The 20280-nt window shown below is 62.5% G+C and carries 16 protein-coding genes; 10 read left to right on the forward strand and 6 right to left on the reverse strand.

The window, feature by feature from the left end:
• The first annotated feature begins 159 nt into the window (after positions 1–159).
• Positions 160–1068 carry an AraC family transcriptional regulator gene (locus tag RAS12_RS04465; protein WP_306945524.1) on the forward strand — a complete coding sequence of 303 codons (909 nt, stop codon included), beginning with the start codon at positions 160–162 and terminating at the stop codon, positions 1066–1068.
• Positions 1069–1109: 41 nt separating this feature from the next.
• Here the strand turns inward: RAS12_RS04465 and RAS12_RS04470 are convergent, their stop codons facing one another.
• From RAS12_RS04470 to RAS12_RS04490, 5 genes are read right to left on the reverse strand one after another with little or no spacing between them, the layout of a single operon-like run.
• On the reverse strand, positions 1110–1964 hold the full coding sequence (locus RAS12_RS04470) for a class I fructose-bisphosphate aldolase (RefSeq protein ID WP_306945527.1): 855 nt from the start codon (positions 1962–1964) through the stop codon (positions 1110–1112).
• 16 nt (positions 1965–1980) lie between these two features.
• Positions 1981–2961, reverse strand: a complete 981-nt coding sequence (locus RAS12_RS04475; RefSeq protein WP_306945529.1) for an aldo/keto reductase — start codon at positions 2959–2961, stop codon at positions 1981–1983.
• Positions 2958–3992: an ABC transporter permease gene (locus tag RAS12_RS04480; protein WP_371321248.1), complete on the reverse strand. Its 1035-nt coding sequence runs from the start codon at positions 3990–3992 to the stop codon at positions 2958–2960. Before RAS12_RS04480 ends, RAS12_RS04475 begins: the two co-directional genes overlap by 4 nt.
• Positions 3992–5515, reverse strand: coding sequence for a sugar ABC transporter ATP-binding protein (locus RAS12_RS04485; protein ID WP_306945531.1), 1524 nt, complete (start codon positions 5513–5515; stop codon positions 3992–3994). The genes RAS12_RS04480 and RAS12_RS04485 overlap by 1 nt, the downstream gene beginning before the upstream one ends.
• On the reverse strand, positions 5512–6552 hold the full coding sequence (locus RAS12_RS04490) for a substrate-binding domain-containing protein (RefSeq protein WP_306945533.1): 1041 nt from the start codon (positions 6550–6552) through the stop codon (positions 5512–5514). Before RAS12_RS04490 ends, RAS12_RS04485 begins: the two co-directional genes overlap by 4 nt.
• Before the next feature lie 178 nt (positions 6553–6730).
• Between RAS12_RS04490 and RAS12_RS04495 the strand changes: the two genes are divergently transcribed.
• Genes RAS12_RS04495 through RAS12_RS04505 form a run of 3 tightly spaced genes read left to right on the forward strand, consistent with a single transcriptional unit; the run spans position 6731 to position 10739 of the window.
• Positions 6731–8221: an FGGY family carbohydrate kinase gene (locus RAS12_RS04495; RefSeq protein ID WP_306945535.1), complete on the forward strand. Its 1491-nt coding sequence runs from the start codon at positions 6731–6733 to the stop codon at positions 8219–8221.
• Positions 8218–9987, forward strand: coding sequence for a glycerol-3-phosphate dehydrogenase/oxidase (locus RAS12_RS04500; protein WP_306945537.1), 1770 nt, complete (start codon positions 8218–8220; stop codon positions 9985–9987). Before RAS12_RS04495 ends, RAS12_RS04500 begins: the two co-directional genes overlap by 4 nt.
• On the forward strand, positions 9984–10739 hold the full coding sequence (locus tag RAS12_RS04505) for a GntR family transcriptional regulator (RefSeq protein WP_306945539.1): 756 nt from the start codon (positions 9984–9986) through the stop codon (positions 10737–10739). The genes RAS12_RS04500 and RAS12_RS04505 overlap by 4 nt, the downstream gene beginning before the upstream one ends.
• Before the next feature lie 28 nt (positions 10740–10767).
• On the opposite strand, the gene RAS12_RS04510 is transcribed toward RAS12_RS04505, so the two are convergent.
• Positions 10768–11361, reverse strand: a complete 594-nt coding sequence (locus RAS12_RS04510; protein WP_306945541.1) for a hypothetical protein — start codon at positions 11359–11361, stop codon at positions 10768–10770.
• A gap of 356 nt (positions 11362–11717) precedes the next feature.
• On the opposite strand from RAS12_RS04510, the gene RAS12_RS04515 reads away from it, so the two are divergent.
• The 6 genes from RAS12_RS04515 (at position 11718) to RAS12_RS04540 (ending at position 20274) form a co-directional block, all read left to right on the forward strand.
• Positions 11718–12431 (forward strand): gluconate 2-dehydrogenase subunit 3 family protein, encoded by a 714-nt coding sequence (locus RAS12_RS04515; protein ID WP_306945542.1) that lies wholly within the window; start codon positions 11718–11720, stop codon positions 12429–12431.
• Between the two features lie 3 nt (positions 12432–12434).
• Entirely contained in the window at positions 12435–14210 is a 1776-nt protein-coding gene (locus RAS12_RS04520) for a GMC family oxidoreductase (protein WP_306945543.1), read from the forward strand.
• Positions 14211–14222: 12 nt separating this feature from the next.
• A complete protein-coding gene (locus tag RAS12_RS04525; RefSeq protein ID WP_306945545.1) occupies positions 14223–15545 on the forward strand; it encodes a c-type cytochrome in 1323 nt (440 codons plus the stop codon).
• Between the two features lie 217 nt (positions 15546–15762).
• Entirely contained in the window at positions 15763–16167 is a 405-nt protein-coding gene (locus RAS12_RS04530; protein ID WP_306945547.1) for a hypothetical protein, read from the forward strand.
• Between the two features lie 196 nt (positions 16168–16363).
• Positions 16364–18007 (forward strand): VRR-NUC domain-containing protein, encoded by a 1644-nt coding sequence (locus tag RAS12_RS04535; RefSeq protein WP_306945548.1) that lies wholly within the window; start codon positions 16364–16366, stop codon positions 18005–18007.
• Positions 18004–20274 carry an ATP-dependent DNA helicase gene (locus RAS12_RS04540; RefSeq protein WP_306945550.1) on the forward strand — a complete coding sequence of 757 codons (2271 nt, stop codon included), beginning with the start codon at positions 18004–18006 and terminating at the stop codon, positions 20272–20274. The genes RAS12_RS04535 and RAS12_RS04540 overlap by 4 nt, the downstream gene beginning before the upstream one ends.
• Positions 20275–20280: the final 6 nt, after the last annotated feature.

Genomic DNA, 20280 nt, shown 5'->3' on the forward strand with positions numbered 1-20280 from the left:
GCGTTTTCAGATCACCTGACATCTTTACGCATGCTTCGTAACGCCCAGCCATTTAGCGTGAGCCCACCCGTTATCCCCAACGTAATCCGTCACCGTTTTAATGTTTCCGACGCGCCGCCTCAACGGCGCTTACTGGCTTGGAGGGAGCGTGTTGGCCATGTGATCGACGTCCTGCCGGGCAGGGAGGATCTGGCCAGGCCGTTCAATGCCTCGATCGATCGTTACGATGTGGGCAGACTGCGCTTCACTGACTGCCGGTCGGATGCGATGTTGTTGGAGCGATCTTTGGTGCGCATTTCCCGCGACCGTGTCCGAGATTTCGCTTTTCACGTCTTTCTTGAGGGTGGCGTGGACGACCTTGTGATGCGCAGCGCGTCGCCGCCGCGGCGCTCCGAATCCCCTGCGATGGCAACGGTGCTGGTGCTGGATCTGAGCCAGCCTGTGCGTATGCAGCGCCATGCGTGCCGGGTCTTGACGATTTTTGTGCCGCCGGATCAGGTGCAGGAAGTGTTTCCTGATCCGCAGATGTTGCACGGCCGCACGATGCAAAGCGATTCGCCTTTAACGTGCCTGGCGGTCAGCGAAATAGCCGCTTTGAGTCAGACCATTGATCGCCTGAGTGCAGTAGCTGCCGAGACGGCTGTGACCGGCTGTGCACGCCTGCTGCTAGCGGTGTTTGCCAAGCAGGCGGGCCTGGCTGGCAATGCTCGCGCGGCGGCGCGCGCTGCCATGTTTGGCGAGGTGCGGCGTTATATTCAGGCCAATCTGCACCAGGCCGATCTGTCGCCAGAATCGGTGTTGGCCGCGCAAGGCTTGTCGCGCCCCACGATGTACCGCTTGTTTCAGCACGAAGGCGGGTTAGGCGCCTACATTCGTAATCAACGGCTGAGGCAAGCTGCCGAAGAGCTGATCCGCTACCCGGAGCTTGCCGTCATGGGGATCGCATACGGCTTGGGTTTTGGCAGCGCTTCGGATTTCACGCGGGCGTTCCGGCGCGCCTATGGCATGTCGCCGCAGGAATTCCGCGAGCAGTCGTGGCAGTGGCCGGATCGGATGCTTTGTGGTTGATGAACGTGCAGGGACCGATGCCGGCAGACGCGGTGCTGTTGTCAGGCGGTTTTTCCCCCGTCTTCATAGAGCTGCCAAGCGTCTCGCGCACTGAAGTCTTGATGGATCATGGCCATCAGCGCCCGCACCACCGCCGACGGATTGGCATGCTGGTACACATTGCGGCCATACACCAACCCGACCGCCCCTTGGTCCAGCAGCTCACGCGAACGTTCAAAGACCCGCCGTAAATCTTCCCGGCCGCCTCCGCGCACCAGAACCGGGCAGCGGGCCGCCTGCACGACGCGATGGAAATCCCCGGTCTCTGTGGTGGGATCGGCCTTGATGATGTCTGCGCCCATTTCCCGAGCCAGCCGCACGAGCGTCACGATTTTTTCCGCGTCGCCGTCCACCATATAGCCGCCGCGCGCGGAGTGCGGCGCCATGACTAGCGGTTCGATCATCAGCGGCATGCCATAGCGATCGCAGTCGGCGCGCACGCGAGCGATGTTAGCCACGCACTGGCGGAACAGGTCGGGCTCGTCGGGCAGCATGAACAGATTGACCACCACGCAGGCTGCATCGCGTTGCACCGCTGGCAGGACCGGGTCTTGTGTGTTTTGCAGCACCGCCCACATGACGCGGTGGATGGTGGCGTTGTAAGGGTTGCCCATGTCCAGCCGCATGACCAGCGCCGGTTTGTTGCGGCCGGGGCGTTGCTGCAACAGATCGGCCTGGCCGTAGTTCAGCTGGATGGCGTCCGGCTGCGCGGCAGCCAGTTGTTCTATGACGGCGGGCATGTCTTCCAGGCCGTCCAGAAAACCGGGTTCGTTGCAGACGCCGTGGTCCACGGCGATATCCAGGCAGCGCCCGGCATTTAGCAGCCGGTTCAGGCGCGCTTCTTTGTGATGCAGCATGGTCGATTCCTTGGAGTCAGTCCAGTGTCTTCAGGTGGCGGGCGGCGGCTGCGTCGATGGCTGCGATGGCGTCCGCGTTCAACGTCAGCCGGGCGGCTGCGGCGTTCTGTATGGCTTGCTGCGGCGTGCGGGCGCCGCACAGGGCGGTGCTGACACCGCCTTTGCGCGTGGTCCAGGCAATCATCAGTTGCGCGGCAGAGCAGTCCAGGCGTTGTTGCAGGGGGGCTATGTCTTGAAAGAACGCTTTGAGCCGTGCGCGGTTGGTCTCGGAAAAGCGGGGATTCCCTGCGCGCTGATCGTCGCCCGTGAATTGCCGCGAGGGGTCGATCGGGCCGGCCAGCAGCCCAAGCGCCAGGGACGAATATCCCAAAGAGGCCACGCCATGTTGCTGGCACAAGGGCAGCAGCGTGGATTCGATCTCGCGGTCGATCAGGCTGTAGCGTTCCTGAATGGCGTCAACTTGCCCATGCCGCAGGTACTCCGCCAGGGTGTCTGCCGTGACATTGCTGACGCCAATCGCGCGAATCTTGCCCTGGCGTTTCAGGTCCAGCAGCGCGTCCATCGTCTCCGCAACCGGCGTGGTGCTGTCCTGCCAGTGCGTGATGTAGAGGTCGATATAGTCCGTCTGCAAGCGCGCCAGGCTTTGCTCTGCTTCATGGAAGATCGAATCGCGGCCCAGGTAGCGATGGACCGGGCGGCCGTCTTCGTCAAAGAAATACGTGCCTTGCTGCGTGTGCCACACCAGACCGCATTTGGTGGCGATGATGGCGTCGTGGCGCCGTCCTTTCAGTGCGGCGCCGACCAGTGTTTCTGCATGGCCCAAGCCGTAGGCGGGCGCGGTGTCGATCAGGCGCACGCCAGCATCGACCGACGCCCGTATGGCGTCAACCGCCGCCGCATCGTCCCCGCCGCCCCACATCCAGCCGCCCATGGCCCAGGTGCCCAGGCCGACGGTTTCGCATTCGATGCCCGAAGCACCCAGTGTCGTTGTGTTCATCGGTGTCCTTTCTTGACGTTCATCAGGTGGTCGACGGTGACGGCGGCAAGCAGGATCAGGCCTTTGACCACGTCCTGCCAATACGGCGACACGTCCAACAGAATCAAAGAGCTGGTGACGACCGACAGCAGGGCCAGACCCAGCACCGCGCCCAATACCGTGCCCGATCCGCCTTTCAAACTGGCCCCGCCGATCACCACGGCGGCGATGACGTTCAACTCCATGCCCATGCCAAAGGTAGGCGTGGCGGCGCCGAAGCGCGCGGTGTAGATGACGCCGGCCAGCCCCGCCAGAGCGGAGCACAACACGGTGACCCAGAACTTCACACGGCCCGTGCGAATGCCGGAATAGAGCGCTGCCTTTTCGTTGCTGCCGGTGTAGAACACCTTGCGCAACAGGGCCGCGCGGCGCAGCGCGAAGTCGCTGATGATGACAATGACGGCAAATATCAGGATGACTGCGGGGATGCCCGCGATGACGCCCTGGCCGATGAACTTGAACTGAGCAGGCAGAGAGAATAGCGACTGCGGCGTGCCTTGCGTAATGGCCAGCGACAGGCCGCGCACGATCACCATGAATGCCAGCGACGCAATGAAATGGCTCAGGCCGATACGGGTGACGCAAAGGCCGATCAGCGCGCCGACCACGCCGCTCGCGGCGATGGCTACCAGGCTGGCCGTCCACGGGTCTACACCCATCAGGAACAGCTTGCCGGTAATGACCATGGCCATGCAGACGACTGACCCTACCGACAGATCGATGCCGCCGACGATCACCAGCAAGGTCATGCCGACTACCACGATGCCTTCGATGGAAAACGAGAGCAGCATCGCCCGTATGTTTTCCCAGGTCAGAAAATGCGGCGATGCGAAGCTCATGCCTATGGCGAGCAGGGCGATGATCAGCAAGAGTCCGGCTTCGCGCATGCTCGCCAGCCGGTGGCGCAGCTTTGTTTCTGGCGCATGGCGCGGGGGCGCCATGCCGGCGTCTGCCAGCAAGACGGCGTCGGCGGAGGGTTTGAGTTCGGACATCAGATTGTCTCCTCGGCGGCCAGGCCGGAAGCCAGCCGTAGCAGCCGTTCTTCGGTCATGTCGCTTGCTGCCAGTTCGCCCGCCAGACGGCCGTCGCGGATGACCAGCGCCCGGTCGCACAGGCCGATGATTTCTGGCAGTTCAGATGAGATCACCACCACGCCCACGCCCTGATTCGCCAGATCGCGCAAGAGGTGATGGATCTCAGATTTGGCGCCCACATCCACGCCACGCGTAGGTTCGTCCATCAGTAGCACGGCGGGTTTCGTGGCCAGCAATTTGGCGATGGCCACTTTTTGCTGGTTGCCGCCTGACAGGCTGGCGGCGTCGATCGCCACGCCGTCCGACTTCAGTTTGAGCTTGGCGCCCAGGTCCATCGCCAGCCGCCGTTCGGCGTGCCGCCGTAGTAAACCAAAGCGCGAACTGATGCGTGCAAGCGCCATGGATGAAATGTTCTGCTCTATGGGCAGTTCCAGGAACAGGCCGGCGGCCTTGCGGTCTTCGCTCAGGTAGGCAATGCCTTGGCGCAATGCGTCGCCATACCGGCGCAGGCGTAGCGGTTTTCCACGCAGGCGCACCGCACCGCGCTTTGCACGGCGCAGGCCGCAAATCGTTTCAGCCAGCTCAGTGCGCCCCGCGCCCATCAAACCGGAGATTCCCAGGATCTCGCCGCGCAGGAGCGTGAACGAAATGCCGTGCACGCTGACCTCGTCGGCGATGTTGTCGACCTCAAGCAAGGGGACGCCGGGCGCATCGGCGGGCGCTAGTCTGGGCGGGTAGTAACTGCCCAGGTCGCGTCCGACCATGCTACGCACCAGGGCATCGGGGGTAATGTCCGCCAGATTCGCGCACAGCACATCACGGCCATCTCGCAGCACCGTGACGCGGTCGCAATGCTGGAAAATCTCGGCCATGCGATGGCTGATATAGATGATGCCCATGCCTTGGGCTTTCAGATCATGCAAGACGCGGAATAGGGCGACAGACTCCACTTCCGTCAGCGCGGCAGTGGGTTCGTCCAGGATCAAGACCTTGCAATCGAGCGTCAGCGCCTTGGCAATTTCCACCAGCTGCTGGCTGGAAATGCCCAGCTCGTCCACGCGCCGCCCCGGATCGATATCCTGGCCCAAACGTGCCAGCACCTGGGCTGCGCGCTCATTCAGGCTGGCGAAGTCCATCCAGGCGCGCGGCCGGGTGGCGATTTCGGGCATGAAGATGTTTTCGGCCACCGTGGCGTCGCCGCACAGCGCGATTTCCTGATGAACCAGCCCGATGCCTAAGCGCATGGCGTGGGCGGGGCCGGTGATGGTCACGCGTTCGCCGTTCAGGCGTATCAGGCCTTCATCAGGCGCGTGTATGCCGTCAATCACCTTCATCAGGGTCGATTTGCCGGCGCCGTTCTCGCCGCAAAGGGCATGAATTTCGCCCCGTTGCAGCGAGAAATGCACGCCGGCGAGCGCCCGGGACGCGCCAAACCGCTTGGCGATGCCGTGCAGTTCCAGCAGCGGCGCGGGGGCGGTCATTCGTTGATGCCCTTGGTGCCACGGCGCGCCAGGTATTTATCCCAATAGAAGTCGTCGGCATTGGCTTTGCTGACGATGGACAAACCGTTGTCCAGAAAGGGCACGGCCATCGGGTTGGTGCCGTTGCGTTTGGCGTCGTTCATGGGGTCGATCAATTGCTGGTTGCGCGCCAGGAACAGCAGCATCATGCCCATGTAACCCTGCACGCCTTGGTTCGGATTCACCGAGCCGTACACCTCGCCCGACTTGATCATGTCCAGAATCTTGGCGTTGACGTCGCAACACAAGACCTTGATGTTTTTCTTGGTTTCGATGCTGGCCTGCGCCGCGCCCAATGCGGAATTGGCTTCGGGCATGAATAGCGCGGCCAAGTTGGGGTTGGCCTGCGCCAGGCTCAAGGTGGCTTGGTAGGCCTTGTTCGGATCTTGGTTGCTGGCGGCGCGACCCACCAGCTTCATGCCGGGGTGTTGCGTCTTCATGCGGTTGATAAAGGCCGCGATGCGGCGGTCGTGGTTGTCCTGGCCGGGATTTTCCAGCACGGCATAGTCGCCTTTGCCGTTCAAGGCGGCGGCGATGGCATCGGCGGCCTGAGCGCCTTCACGTTCGTTGTCCGACGTGACGAAAGAGACGCGCTTGGAATTGGGCGAATCCGCGGCAAAGGTCACGACAGGGATGCCCATCGCGGCGGCGCGGTTGATGGGTTCGATGAACGGGTCCGGGTTCATCGGATGCAGCAGGATGCCAGCGGGCTTGCGCGCCAGTTCTTGCTCGAAGGACGCCAGTTGTTTATTGACGTCGTATTCGGGCGTGCCCGAGTAGCGCGTCTTCACGCCCAGCGTGCGGCCCAGCTGTTTCATCATTTCGTAGACCGGGAACCAGTACTCAACCCCCGACACCATGACGTTCATGACATACACGTCGCTGTTGGCGCCTTTCAGGCCGGTCCCTTGCGCGGCGGGCGCGCTTTGTGCAAAGGCATTGGCTCCTGCCAGGCTGGCGCCCGCAGCGGCTACGGTCTTCAAGAAATCTCGTCTCATCTTGCGCTCCTTTTCCTCGCATTGATCCAGTGCCTGATGGCGCGGATACCCGGTGGTAAGCCTGATTGGCTTGACTCGTTGTTATGACATCGACTGAACTATATGGCAGGCAAATTATTTCTTTTACTAGGGGAAACACTGCTATCCTGCTGAAAAATTATCTAGACAATGTCATAACATGAAAGCCGACATATTCCTGGGTATCGACATGGGGTCCACGGGCCTGAAGGCAGTTGCCTTCGAGGCCGGGACCGGGGCCACGCTTGCCGCTGCGGGGGGTGCGCTGCCGTATACGCATCTGCCTGGCGGCGGCTGCGAACTCAGCGCTGACGCCATTGAATCGGCGCTGATGCTGGCGCTACGCGGCGTGGCGGATCAGTTGGGTCCGCGGGCCGCCGACGTGCGCGCCTTGAGCTGCACCGGGCACGGCGCGGGCTTGTATGCGTTGGACGAGCAGGGGCGGTTGCTGCACGGGCGTGCCGTGGCATCGACCGACCAGCGCGCTGGCGCACTGGCCCGCCGGTTGACGCCGCAATGGGGCGACGCGCTGTATCAAGAGGTAGGCTGCCGGCCGTGGGCAGGGCAGTCCAGCTTGGCGGCAGCGGAGTTGTTCGATGCGGCAAACGGCGGCCATCGTGCAATTCGCAAGCTGCTGTTCGCCAAGGACTATCTGAGTTATCTGCTGACCGGCGAGATCGCAACCGATGCCAGCGACGCCAGTACGGCGGGTCTGCTGTCTTTGGATTCGGGCGCGTGGTCGGCGATGGCTTTCCAGGCGGCAGGCCTGTCCGATTTGATGGCACAGGCGTTGCCGCCCATTGTGCCCACGGGAACCGTGATTGGCCGCTTGTTGCCAGCGCGCGCCGCAGTCTGCGGCTTGCCCGCGGGCCTGCCGGTGGCCGTTGGCGCTATTGATTTGCTGGCGTCTTTGTCGGCCGTGGGCGCCGGCCAGAGTGGCCACGCGGTCGCGGTGTTCGGGACGTGGTGCGTGAACGCAGTCGTGGCGCCTGCGCGCGAACCCAAGCCGGAAGTGGGCGCGATTGTGCGCCACGGTCCCGCCACTGATCGGCTCTATCTGGAAAACAGCCCGTCATCCATGGCCAATGTGGCTTGGCTTGCACGCACGATGCAGTTTCCCGATGCGGCTGCTGTGGTCGAATGCGCGATGACGGTGCCACTGGGCGCGCAAGGGTTGCGGTTCTTGCCATTCATCAATGGCGGTGGTGTGGCGGCAGGCGCGACGGCGGGTTTTGTCGGGCTGAAAGGCAACCACGGCCGCGCCCACATGGCGCGCGCTGTCATCGACGCGGTTGTGGCCTTGCACGCGTGGCACCTGAAGCGATTGGCCGTAAGGGGCTTGGGCGTGCCAGGGCAGGTAGCCGCTTTGGGTGGTGGCGCGCGAGACCCCCGTCTGGTGGCGCTACTTGCCGGCTTGCTGGGTCATGCCGTGCAGCGCTGCGGCGACGACGAGACAGGCGCGCGCGGCGCGGCGGGTTACGCGGCGCAATCGCAAGGGGCGTGCGCGGACGAGGTCTTGCCAGTGTGTTGCGAAACGATCGAATCCGAGCCGCATGCCGCGCAAGCTCACGCCGATTTCCATGCCGAATTTGAAGCGCTGATTTCCAGTATGGCGCCCGCGTTCAGCCTTCTGACGAGTGCCGCGCGATGACGGCGAACACCTTGCCATATGTGCGCCCGGCGCTGCTTGCGGGCCGGCACTTTTCCACGGTGATCGTCGGCGCAGGGATCAACGGCGTGGGCGTGTTCCGTGATCTGTCATTGCAAGGCGTGGATTGTCTGGTTGTCGATAAAGGCGATTTTGCGGCAGGCGCCAGCAGTGCGCCTTCGCGCATGATTCATGGCGGTTTGCGCTATCTGGAAAGCGGGGCATTCGCGCTGGTGGCCGAGGCCACGCGTGAACGCAATCTGTTGTTGCGCAACGCTGCGCACCTGGTGCGCCCGCTGGAAACGGTGGTGCCGCTGTCCAGCCGTTTTGGCGGTTTGTGGGGCAGCATGCTGCGCTTTGCCGGAAGGTCGGCATCGCCCGGCGCGCGCGGCCTGTTCGTGGTGGCGCTGGGCCTGCGGCTGTATGACCGTCTGGGGCGCCGGCAGCGCGTCATGCCCGGTCATCGCATTGCGCGAGCGCCTGCTGCGGACGAGGCCTTGTTCCGCGATTCGGTGCGTTGGACGGCGACATACTTCGACGCGTGGATCAGTCATCCCGAGTGGCTGATTCTGGAATTGATGGCGGACGCGCATGCCGATCAGCCCGCGTCCTTGGCCGCAAATTACTGCAAGGTGATGGCTTGCCGGGGCAAGACGCTGACGTTGCGGGACGAGATTACCGGCGAGTTTGTGGATGTGACTGCCGACACAGTGGTCAATGCCACGGGCGCGTGGCTGGACCGGTCGGCCACCGCGCTGGAAGGCGCTGGGTCGCGGGTCATGGGCACGAAGGGCTCGCACCTGATCCTGGACCATCCGGCGTTGCGCACGGCGCTGGACGGCCGCATGGCCTACTTTGAAACGTCCGATGGCCGGGTATGTATTGTCTATCCGTTCATGGATCGTGTGCTGGTAGGGTCCACCGACATTCCTGTTGATGATCCCGACCAAGCGGCGACCGAACCGGCCGAGGTCGACTACTTGCTGGACGTCTTGCGCGAGGTCTTTCCGCGTTTGCCGTTTGCGCGCCGGGACGTGGTCTACACTTACGTCGGTGTGCGCCCGCTGGCGCATTCGGATGCCGACAAGCCCGGGCAGATTTCACGCGATCATGCGGTGGTGATCGATCCGCCCAACGCGCTGCGAAAGGTGCCGCTGGTGTGTCTGGTCGGCGGTAAATGGACCACCTTTCGATCCTTGGCGGCGCTGGCGGCAAACCACGTGCTGGCGCAATTGGGGCGCACGCGCGCCAAGTCCACCGAAACGCAGGCGATAGGCGGGGGCGCAGATATGCCAGCGCCTGGCGCGGCGCTGGATCGTTTTATTGATGGCATTCAGGCCAGTTCCGGATTGTCGCGAAAGCGCTGTGCGGATCTGACCGGACGCTACGGCTCTCGCGCCAGCAAGCAGGCGATGGACTTTGCAGCGTCAGGCGATGTGCCGCTGCGCCATGCGCCGGATTATTCGGAAGCCGAGGTCCGTGCGCTGTGCCAGGAAACCGGCGTGCTGCATTTGGATGATCTGGTTGTCCGCCGCACGCTTTTGGCCATCCGTGGCTGCGTCACGGCTGGCCTGTTGACTGAGCTTGCCGACTTGGCGGCATCCGCGCTGGATTGGACCGCCACGCGCCGGCGCGAAGAATGGCTGGCTTGCGCCGCCATCCTGCGCGACCGGCATTTTGTAGACCTTCCTGTGGAAGAGGGGGCAGAACCATCCGGCCTGGATGCCGCCCGAACCACGGATTTGATTTCAAGCCCGATCACGACATGAGCAGCCCCATCTCCACCCTGGATGTCCTGGACCGCAACGCCGGAGCGCCGCTGTGGACGCAGTTCCGCGACCTTGTGCGTGGCAAGATTTTGCAAGGCGAACTTGCGGTGGGCGCCAAGCTGCCCACCGAAGCCGAGTTCGGAGAGCAATACGGCATCTCCCGCATCGTGGTGCGCGAAGCGCTGGCGGATCTGGTGCGCAATGGCCTGATCTACAAGATTCGCGGGCAGGGCGCGTTCGTGTCGGCGCGAGAGCGCGACGAGGACTTCGTGTCGACCGTGTTGGGGTTCTCGGACGAGATGGCACGCAAAGGGCGCACCGTTCGTACGCAGGTGCTGGTGCAAGAGCTACGCGCGCCGACTCCCCAAGAGGCCGCGTCGCTGGCATTGAACGATACAGACCTGATCGTGGCGCTGAAACGGCTGCGCAGTGTGGACGGTGAATTGCAGTTGCTGGTGGAAACCGCTGTGCCGGCAGATTTAGCGCCCGGCCTGCATCGCGCGCGTCTGGAAAACCGGTCGCTCTACGATGTGCTGCGCCGCCAATACGGGCTGCGTATTGTGCGGGCCGAACGCTGGATCGATGCGGTGGCGCCGGATGCCCAGACCTGCGAGCTGCTGGGGGTGGGCAGCGCTGAACCGCTGTTGCGCATCGAGTCCATTGCCTATGGCGTCAACGGCAGGCCATTGGAATACTACCGGGCGCTGCACCGGTGCAAGTCCAGCCGGCTGCACGTGCAGACCACGACGTGATGTTCCGGCTGGGGCAGCGCTGACGGATTCAGAATATGTTCAACGCCTGCGCCACCCACAAGGCCAATCCGATCGCGATGCCGATCAATAACGTGCGGCGCAGTCCGCCGCCAGCGGGAACCGCGCCTGGGGGCAGGGCGGCCTCTTGCGCCGCCGCGGCCTGCGGCATGGCCTGAGTGTGAGCGCGTGACGTCTCGCGGGACGCGGATTCGGGGCTGTCAGTTTCAATCGTAAAAACAGGTTTGCTGTTCGCAGCGGCCGCTTCGGGCGCCAGGTCTTTCATGTCCACGCCTGCATTCTTCAGCATGTCCCACAAACCGCCCATGTCCATGCCCTGACCGCTGCGCAGCGCTTCGATGCGCTCGCGTTCTGCGCGCGGCACCTCGTCCAGGCTGTCGTATTTGCGGCTATTTACGGTCACTGCGCCGTTTTTGATCTCGACCTTGAACGCTTCGCCATTTTCCATGCCGGCGTAGCTCCAGCTTTGGATGACGTCGACGCCGTCCAGTTTGCCGTCCAGCAGTTCTTCAATATTGACGCGCTGTTCCGGCGTCAGGTCCGTGGTGGAACTCCAGCTGCGCGTGGTCGTGGAACTGCGCCAGGTCTTCGTGTTGTCGTTCATATGGAAATCCGTTGGTGTCCGTTCCGTGCGCCGTCGATCTTGCCCGACTCTGGTCGCGAAATATACCGAATTCATTCACCTTGCTGTCAGAAAAGCCCGCTTTTGCGGGCTTCTTACGTTGTCCTTAAAGCAAAACTGATTTTCATGTCAAGAAAATTGATCTGATCCGGTTCCCAGACCGGATCAGATGGTCTAGAAGGCGCATAATGTGCGCACCTTCTCTTGCGTCCCTTTTCAAGAGCGGGATCGATTTTCAGTAAGTGCAGAGTGTGTTGTCTCTAGCTGGGCAGTTCGTGTTTCCAGTGTTCATGTTCGGTTGCGCGCTAGGACAACTTGGAATATTCACGGAGATGTCTATGACAGAAGATGCAAAGCCGCGCCGGCGGTTTCTGCAAGCGTTGGCCATCGTGCCCGCGTCGACGTTGGCGGTAGGTGCACTCACCACCGGCTGTACCAACGCCGCTGACGGCAAGACCGCAAAGGCGGCCAAGCCCTACGAACCCACCTATTTCAGCAAGACCGAATGGACCTTTATCGTCGCCGCGGTGGATCACCTGATTCCTGCTGACCAATATGGTCCCGGCGCGATTGAAGCCGGTGTGCCCGAGTTCATCGACCGTCAGATGGAAACGCCTTTCGGCCACGGCAAGCTCTGGTACATGCAAGGCCCGTTTCATCCTGATCAAGTGCCGGAACTGGGATATCAGCTGAATCAGACCCCGCGCGAAGTCTATCGCCATGGCATCGAGGCCTGTGATGCCTGGTGCACGAAGACGCATGGCAAGGTCTATGCCGAGCTGGACAAGCCTTTGCAAGAGCAGATCTTGAAAGACTTGCAAGGCGGCAAGATCGAATTCGAATCCGTGCCCGCCAAGACATTCTTCAGCTTCTTGCTTTCCAACACCAAGGAAGGGTTCTTTGCCGATCCGATCTACGGCGGCAACAAGAACATGGTGGGTTGGAAGATGGTGGGCTTTCCGGGCGCGCGTGCGGACTTCATGGACTGGGTTGACCAGCCCAACGTCAAGTACCCCTTTGGTCCGGTGTCGATCTCTGGCGAGAAGGGTTGAGCGATGGCAATCAAGAAAGATAAAGTGGATGCGGTACTGGTCGGATTCGGCTGGACCGGCGCGATTCTGGGTCAGGAACTGACCGAAGCGGGTTTGCAGGTGCTGGCGCTGGAACGCGGCGGCATGCAAGACACCCCCAAGGACGCGGAATACCCGAAGGTGATTGACGAGCTGGCGTACTCCGTGCGCGGCAAGCTGTTCCAGGACCTGTCCAAGGAAACTGTGACGATACGCCATGGCGTCGATGACGTGGCCGTGCCGTATCGTCAGAATGGTTCCTTCTTGCTGGGCACCGGCGTGGGCGGCGCGGGCTTTCACTGGAACGGCATGCACTACCGCGCATTGCCCGAAGAGCTTGAACTGCGCACGCGCTACGAAACGCGCTATGGCAAGAAGTTCATCCCGGAAGGCATGACCATCCAGGACTTCGGCGTCACGTACGACGAACTGGAACCGTACTTCAGCAAGTTCGAGTACGTGTGCGGCACGTCCGGCAAGGCCGGCAACCTGAATGGCAAGATCGTCGAAGGCGGCAACCCGCTGGAAGGCAAGCGCAGCAAGGAATTCCCGCTGGCCGCATTGCCCAACACGTATGGCGCGCAGCTCTTCGAGAAGGCCGCGCGCGAAGTCGGGTTCAATCCGTATCCTGCGCCTGCTGCCAACGCGTCCGGACCCTATACCAACACGTACGGCGTGCGTTTGGGCCCCTGTAATTTCTGCGGTTTCTGCGAAAACTACGGGTGCTATATGTACTCGAAGGCGTCGCCGCAGACGACGATTCTGCCGGTGCTGCTGAAGAAGCCCAACTTTGAGTTGCGCACGCACGCGCAGGTGATCAAGGTCAACCTGGATTCGACGGGTAAGAAAGCGATCGGCGTGACGTACATCGATTCGCAAGGCCGCGAGATCGATCAGCCGGCTGACCTGGTGATTCTGTCGGCCTACCAGATGCACAACGTGCGTCTGCTGCTGCTGTCGGGCATCGGCAAGCCGTATGACCCGAAGACCAACGAAGGCGTGGTCGGCAAGAATTATGCGTATCAGATGAACGGCGCGGTCAACGTGCTGCTGCCCAAGGGCACCCAGCTGAACCCCTTCGTGGGCACGGGCGCGGGCGGCGTGGGCATGGACGATTTGAATGGCGACCAGTTCGACCACGGCCCGCTGGGATTCGTGGGTGGCGCAAGCATTCGTCACGTGCGCTACGGCGGCCGTCCTATCAAGCAGACGCCGACGACGCCGGGCACGCCCAGCTGGGGCACCGCCTGGAAGGCGGGCGTGCAGGACGCCTACCAGCGCTACATGACGATTGGTATTTCCGGTTCGGTGATGTCGTACCGCGACGCGTACCTGTCGCTGGACCCGACCTACAAAGACGCCTACGGCCAGCCCCTGTTGCGCATGACGTTTGACTGGCACGACAACGAATTCGACATGCTGGGCTACATGGGCAAGCGCATGGAAACCGTGGCCAAGGCCATGAATCCCGAGAAGTACTTTGTGGCGGTGCGCAAGAAGGGCGCGCGGTATGACACGCGCGTCTATCAAAGCACGCACAACACGGGCGGCGCGATCATGGGTTCGAACCCCAAGGAAAGCGTGGTCAACAAGTATCTGCAAAGCTGGGATGTGCCCAACGTGTTCGTGATGGGCGCTTGCGTCTTCCCGCAGAACATGGGCTACAACCCGACCGGGCTGGTGGGCGCCTTGGCCTATTGGGCCGCGCAGGCAATCCGCGATCAGTACTTGAAGAACCCCGGCCCGCTGGTCCAGGCTTAAGGAGACGGAACAATGATTAAGCAGACCATTGTTGCGGTTGTCTCCGCCCTGGCCGCAAGCATCGCCACGGCTGCGTTCGCCGCCGACGGCACGCCGGCCGCACCCGATGCGCAGATGATCAAGCAAGGGGAATACCTGTCGCGCGCCGGTGACTGTATTGCTTGCCACACGGCGGGCGGCGGCAAGCCGTTTGCCGGCGGACTGGGCATTGAGTCGCCGCTGGGCACGATCTATTCGACCAACATCACGCCGGACAAAGAGACGGGTATTGGCAACTACACCTACGAGGACTTCGACCGGGCCGTGCGCCACGGCGTGGCCCGCGATGGCCATTCGCTGTATCCGGCCATGCCGTATACCGCCTATGCCAAGGTGACGCCGGAAGATGTGAAGGCCCTGTACGCCTACTTCATGCACGGCGTTGCGCCAGTGAAGCAGGCCAACAAGGACACCGACATCAGCTGGCCCATGTCGATGCGTTGGCCGTTGACCGTCTGGCGCTGGATGTTTGCGCCCGACGTGGCGGTGGCGCCTGTCACGACCGACTTGAAGGGCGCCGACCGCGAAGCGCTGTTGCGCGGCCAGTATCTGGTGGAAGGCCTGGGGCATTGCAGCACTTGCCACACGCCGCGCGGCGTGGCCTTGCAGGAAAAGGCGCTGACCGACGCGGATGGCTCCGCCTTCCTGTCGGGCGGCGTGGTGGAAGGCTGGCTGGCCAAGAACCTGCGCGGCGATATGACGGATGGCCTGGGCAGCTGGAGCAAGGAAGACATCGCAACCTTCCTGAAGTCCGGCCGCAACGGTCATTCGGCGGCGTTTGGCGGCATGGCGCAGGTGGTGCAAGAAAGCACGCAACACCTGACCGATGCCGATCTGAATGCCATCGCGGTGTATCTGAAGAGCCTGCCTCCGGTGAACAAGGACGCCACCAAGCCTTTGGCGTATGACCCGTCGGTGGCGCAAGCGTTGCGTTCGGGCAAGGACCAAAGCGATGGCGCCATGGCCTTCCTGAACAACTGCGCGGCCTGCCACCGCAGCACGGGCAAGGGTTATACCGAAACGTTCCCGCAATTGGCGCAAAGCTCGACGGTGAATTCCGCCGATCCCACTTCCTTGATCCACATCGTGCTCAAGGGCGCGCAGATGCCTGGCACAACGGCGGCGCCAACCGCTTACGCGATGCCGGGTTTTGACTGGCGCATGAGCGACAAGGAAGTCGCTGATGTCGTGAGTTTTGTGCGGTCCAGTTGGGGCAACAAGGGCGCGGCAGTCAGCGCGTCTGAGGTTGCCAAGGTGCGTAAAGCAGTCGGCGCGGCGGCTCAACCGGCACGCTAAAACGCATCGTTATCGCGTTCGCTTGATCAAGCAGCGCCGGAAAGCTCAGGCTTTGCGGCGCTGTTTTTCTTGATTTCAAAATCCTCTGATGGTTGGTCCGGCACCACACTGCTGCAATGCGGCGTTCTATTTGTGGTCACCATTGAAGAGGTGCGGCATGCGTTGGCGCGAATTGGCAATAGATCTATGGCGGGGGCGAGGCAGACAGCCATGGGGCGTGACCGCGATCGCCGTGGTTGTGTCAGCGGAAGCCGTGTGGATGCTGTGGCAGGTGGTGCCAATGGTGTGGCTTGAGCTGCCTATGCCCATGGCGTTGGCGGCTGAATTGGCCTATGTAATCCTGATACTGCTGGCTCGCCTTGCGGCGGGCGCCGGCCTGTTGCTGGGCTTTGCCTGGGCCAGGCCCGTGCTAGCTGCGGCGCTGCTGGCGGCCACGGTTTATCTCTTGAAGGCCGGCTTTCAAGTAGAGCTGTCGTATTGGGTGCCAGACTTGACGCATACGATGACCCTTCTGGTGCCGGTCATGATGAAAGGGCTGTTCTATCTGGTGCTGGTGGTCTTGCTGTACATGCCGCGTGCCAGCGCCTATTTGGCACGCCAAAGATCTGCGAGATCCGCTTGACACGGATCGCCACAACAACCCGCCGCGGCGGGTTTTTTGTTGGCCGGCCCATCTGTCTGATTCGCCTGCGCAGCAGCGCCGCAAGACATCGGCAGGTTTTGCCTATCCGCAGCTTCGCTTTCCAAACATGCCGGACGCAGTGTGAAAAAACGCCTGCTATTATTACTGTATAAATAAACAGTTAGTCCGCCAGCCGATGTTTGCCCCGCACCGTTTCTACTATCTGCACAACTTCCAGCGCGCATTGGCATGGGTGGGCGACCGCTATGCAGACTTGTTGGATGCCGACGAACGCCGTTTTCTGACGGATTTCGGGGCGTTGCCGCAAGCATCCCAAGCCCTGATCGTGCGCATGCTGATGCGGCGAGGGCCTTGGTTTCGCGCCCGCGGGCTAGTCTACGAAGAAATTCCCGACATTGATGCGGCGGCCACGCCTTTGGTGGCGCTGGCCTGGCTCGACCCGCGGCCGCTGATGACCGTGGACGAGCTGTTCGGCTTGCACACCAAGCTGGAATTGGGGCGAATGTTTGCAGCCGTTCCGGCTAAAGCCGCTGCGCGCAAGGCCGACCTTCTGGAATCCGTTCGCGCCGAAAACGGCGACGCGCAACCCTATGCTGCCTGGAATCCGGAGTCGCACGAATCCGTCTGGCGTGTGATGGTGGGAGACCTGTGCGAACGCTTCCGCCTGATGTTCTTCGGGAACTTGTACCAGGATTGGTCGGAATTCGTGCTGGCGGATCTGGGCGTATTTCAGTACGAGGCTGTGCCGTTCGATCAGTCATCGCGGGCCTTTCAAACCCGTGCTGATGTCGATGGCTACCTGGCCTTGCACGCGTGCCGTTTGGCGCTGGAAGACGGCGCCGAGCGCGTTGCGCTATTGCAGGCGGTTGAAGATTGCGTCAGCCCGAACCCCTGGCTGGAGAAGCGCCGGGCCAAGGTCTTGCTGCGGATCGGGCAGGCCTGCGAACGCGCGCAGGACTGGCCGGCGGCGCAGCAGGTCTATGAACGTTGCGCCTATCCCGGGGCGCGCCACCGGCGCATCCGCGTATATGAACGCATGGCGCGGTTTGAAGAGGCTCTGGCGCTGGCCTTGCAGGCGCAAGATGCGCCCGAAAGCGAAGAAGAATCCCAGCGCGTGGCGCGCATGCTGCCGCGTCTGTATCGCAGCGTGGGGCAGGGCAGGCCGGCGCGCCCGGCAGCCCCTGTCTTGCAACGCATGGATTTGACGTTGTTGCGCCCGGCGGCTCCCACGGCCGTGGAATACGTCACGCGAGATCATCTGCATCAGGACGACGCGCCCGTGCATTACGTGGAAAACGCGCTGATCAATTCTTTGTTTGGCCTGCTGTGCTGGCCCGCTATCTTCGCGCCGTTGCCGGGGGCGTTTTTCCATCCGTTCCAGCGCGGCCCGGCCGATCTGGACGCGCCAGATTTTCATGCACGCCGTCAGGCGCAGTTCGCGGACTGTCTGGCGCAACTGGACACGCCAGACTACCGGAACACAATCCTGCAACGCTATGCCGACAAGTCCGGCGTGCAGTCGCCCTTTGTGTTTTGGGGCGCCTTGTCCGAAGCGCTGCTGACGCAAGCATTGGAATGTCTGCCCGCTGCGCACTTGAAGCTGTACTTCACGCGTTTGCTGCGCGACGTGAAGACCAACCGTTCCGGCCTGCCGGACCTGATCCGCTTTTGGCCCGCCGAACGCCGCTATGAGCTGATCGAGGTCAAGGGGCCGGGCGACAAGCTGCAAGACAACCAGATCCGTTGGCTACAGTACTGCGTGTCGCACGGCATGCCAGTGCGGGTGTGCCACGTCAATTGGCAAGAGAGCGCCGCATGAGTTACGCCGTGGCGGTACGCGCTTTATGTGAATTCACTGCGCGCGCAGGTGACTTGGACCTGCGCTTTACGCCTGCGCCGACTGGGCTGGAAGGCATGGCGGGCCACGCGGTCGTGACGGGCCGGCGCGGGCCCGCGTATGAGACGGAAGTCGCGCTGTCCGGCCAACACGAGAATCTGCTGGTGCGAGGGCGCGCCGACGGTTACGACCCCGTGGCGAACCAGCTGGAAGAGGTCAAGACCTATCGCGGTCAGCTGGACAGCGTGCGCGAGAACCACCGCGTGGTGCATTGGGCGCAGGCGCGCGTGTACGGGCATCTGCTGTGCCAATCACGCGGGCTGGAACGGGTGCGCGTGGCCTTGGTGTATTTCAATGTGGTCACCGAAGAAGAAACGGTGCTGGTTGAAACTCACGAAGCCGCAGAGCTGGCGGCATTCTTCCAGGAGCAGTGCGGACGCTTTTTGGCCTGGGCCAAGACAGAGCTTGCACATCGGCAGGCCCGCGACGGCGCTTTGGAAAAACTGGCGTTCCCGCATGGCGAGTTTAGGGCGGGGCAACGCGATCTGGCGGTTGCCGTGTACCGTACTGCGCGTGATGGCCGTTGCCTGATGGCGCAGGCGCCTACCGGTATCGGCAAGACGCTGGGCACGATTTTTCCGTTGCTCAAGGCCAGCCCGGGAACAGGCTTGGACAAGATTTTCTTTCTGGCCGCCAAAGGCTCGGGCCGTGGACTGGCGGTTCAAGCGCTGGACACCGTCAACGCGCAACCTGCGGCGCCGGGGTTGCGGGTGCTGGATCTGCAAGCGCGCGATAAAACCTGCGAGCATCCCGATCTGGCTTGCCATGGAGACTCCTGCCCTTTGGCGCAGGGCTTCTACGACCGCTTGCCCAAGGCGCGAGAGGCGGCGCTGACGCACACGCGGCTGGACGCGCCAACGGTGCGCGCGACTGCGCGTGAGCATCAGGTCTGCCCGTACTACTTGTCGCAAGAGCTGATCCGATGGAGCGATGTGGTGGTGGGCGACTACAACTACTACTACGATGCGACCGCGATGTTGTACGCCATGACGCAGGCGTACCAGTGGAAGGTGGCGGTACTGGTGGACGAGGCCCACAACCTCGTGGACCGGGCGCGCCGTATGTACACGGGCGAGCTGGACCAGACCTCGCTGTCTGCCGCGCGTTACGCCGCGCCCAAGGCCTTGAAGAAGCCGTTGGACGGATTGCAGCGCTCGTGGAATGCGCTGAATAAAAAACAGGCCGAACGCTATCAGGCATACGACGCGGTGGCAGCAGGCGTCCTGGGCGCGGTGCAGAAGGCGGTGGGCGCCATCATGGAGTACATGGCCGAGGCCCCGTTGCCGCAAGATGATCCCGTGCTGACGTTCTATTTTCAGGCGCTGCAATTCATGCGTCTGGCAGAGCAATTCGGATCGCATGCGCTGTTTGACGTAACCCTGTCGGACGTGGGTGTTGCCACTGCTAAGACCCCGCCATCAACCTTGTGCGTGCGCAACGTGATCCCGGCGCCGTATCTGGCTGCGCGCTATGCGGCGGCGCATGCCACCGTGCTGTTTTCCGGCACTTTGAGTCCGCAGCAGTTTTATATGGATACGCTGGGGCTGCCCAAGGACACGCCATGGATCGATGTCGCCGCGCCGTTTCAGGCTGAACAGTTGGCAGTGCGCGTGGTGGGCAATGTGTCTACGCGCTATCGCGACCGCGAAAAATCGTTGGCGCCCATTGTGGATCTGATCGCGCAGCAATACGCCGAGCGGCCTGGAAATTATCTGGGCTTTCTGAGCAGCTTTGATTATCTGCGGCGCGTGTCGGACCTCATGCGCGAACGCCACCCGGCCGTGCCCGTCTGGTTGCAGACGCCGGGCATGGATGAACCCAGCCGCGCCGCTTTCCTGGCCCGGTTTACAGAAACCGGGCAGGGCGTGGGCTTTGCCGTGTTGGGCGGGGCGTTTTCAGAAGGGGTGGACCTGCCCGGCAAACGGCTGATCGGCGCTTTCATCGCCACGTTGGGGTTGCCGCAGGTGAATCCCGTGAACGAAAACATGAAGCGCGCGATGGATCTGCGCTATGGCGAAGAGAACGGCTACGACTACACCTACCTGTATCCGGGCATGCAGAAAGTGGTGCAGGCCGCGGGCCGGGTGATCCGCACGGAAAACGACGTGGGCACCGTGCATCTGATTGATGACCGGTATCGCCGGGCTAAGGTGCGCGGGTTGTTGCCCAGTTGGTGGCGCGTGGATTGAGCTCGT

It is taken from the genome of Achromobacter seleniivolatilans (genome assembly GCF_030864005.1).
Classification (GTDB): domain Bacteria; phylum Pseudomonadota; class Gammaproteobacteria; order Burkholderiales; family Burkholderiaceae_B; genus Achromobacter; species Achromobacter seleniivolatilans.

What these genes read in the sequence shown, in the direction of transcription:
- RAS12_RS04475 (WP_306945529.1), bottom strand. Translation starts at nt 2,961, where the DNA reads ATGAACACAACGACACTGGGTGCTTCGGGCATCGAATGCGAAACCGTC.
- RAS12_RS04525 (WP_306945545.1), top strand. Translation starts at nt 14,223, where the DNA reads ATGATTAAGCAGACCATTGTTGCGGTTGTCTCCGCCCTGGCCGCAAGC.
- RAS12_RS04535 (WP_306945548.1), top strand. Translation starts at nt 16,364, where the DNA reads ATGTTTGCCCCGCACCGTTTCTACTATCTGCACAACTTCCAGCGCGCA.
- RAS12_RS04485 (WP_306945531.1), bottom strand. Translation starts at nt 5,515, where the DNA reads ATGACCGCCCCCGCGCCGCTGCTGGAACTGCACGGCATCGCCAAGCGG.
- RAS12_RS04470 (WP_306945527.1), bottom strand. Translation starts at nt 1,964, where the DNA reads ATGCTGCATCACAAAGAAGCGCGCCTGAACCGGCTGCTAAATGCCGGG.
- RAS12_RS04480 (WP_371321248.1), bottom strand. Translation starts at nt 3,992, where the DNA reads ATGTCCGAACTCAAACCCTCCGCCGACGCCGTCTTGCTGGCAGACGCC.
- RAS12_RS04505 (WP_306945539.1), top strand. Translation starts at nt 9,984, where the DNA reads ATGAGCAGCCCCATCTCCACCCTGGATGTCCTGGACCGCAACGCCGGA.
- RAS12_RS04520 (WP_306945543.1), top strand. Translation starts at nt 12,435, where the DNA reads ATGGCAATCAAGAAAGATAAAGTGGATGCGGTACTGGTCGGATTCGGC.
- RAS12_RS04495 (WP_306945535.1), top strand. Translation starts at nt 6,731, where the DNA reads ATGAAAGCCGACATATTCCTGGGTATCGACATGGGGTCCACGGGCCTG.
- RAS12_RS04540 (WP_306945550.1), top strand. Translation starts at nt 18,004, where the DNA reads ATGAGTTACGCCGTGGCGGTACGCGCTTTATGTGAATTCACTGCGCGC.
- RAS12_RS04490 (WP_306945533.1), bottom strand. Translation starts at nt 6,552, where the DNA reads ATGAGACGAGATTTCTTGAAGACCGTAGCCGCTGCGGGCGCCAGCCTG.
- RAS12_RS04500 (WP_306945537.1), top strand. Translation starts at nt 8,218, where the DNA reads ATGACGGCGAACACCTTGCCATATGTGCGCCCGGCGCTGCTTGCGGGC.
- RAS12_RS04510 (WP_306945541.1), bottom strand. Translation starts at nt 11,361, where the DNA reads ATGAACGACAACACGAAGACCTGGCGCAGTTCCACGACCACGCGCAGC.
- RAS12_RS04515 (WP_306945542.1), top strand. Translation starts at nt 11,718, where the DNA reads ATGACAGAAGATGCAAAGCCGCGCCGGCGGTTTCTGCAAGCGTTGGCC.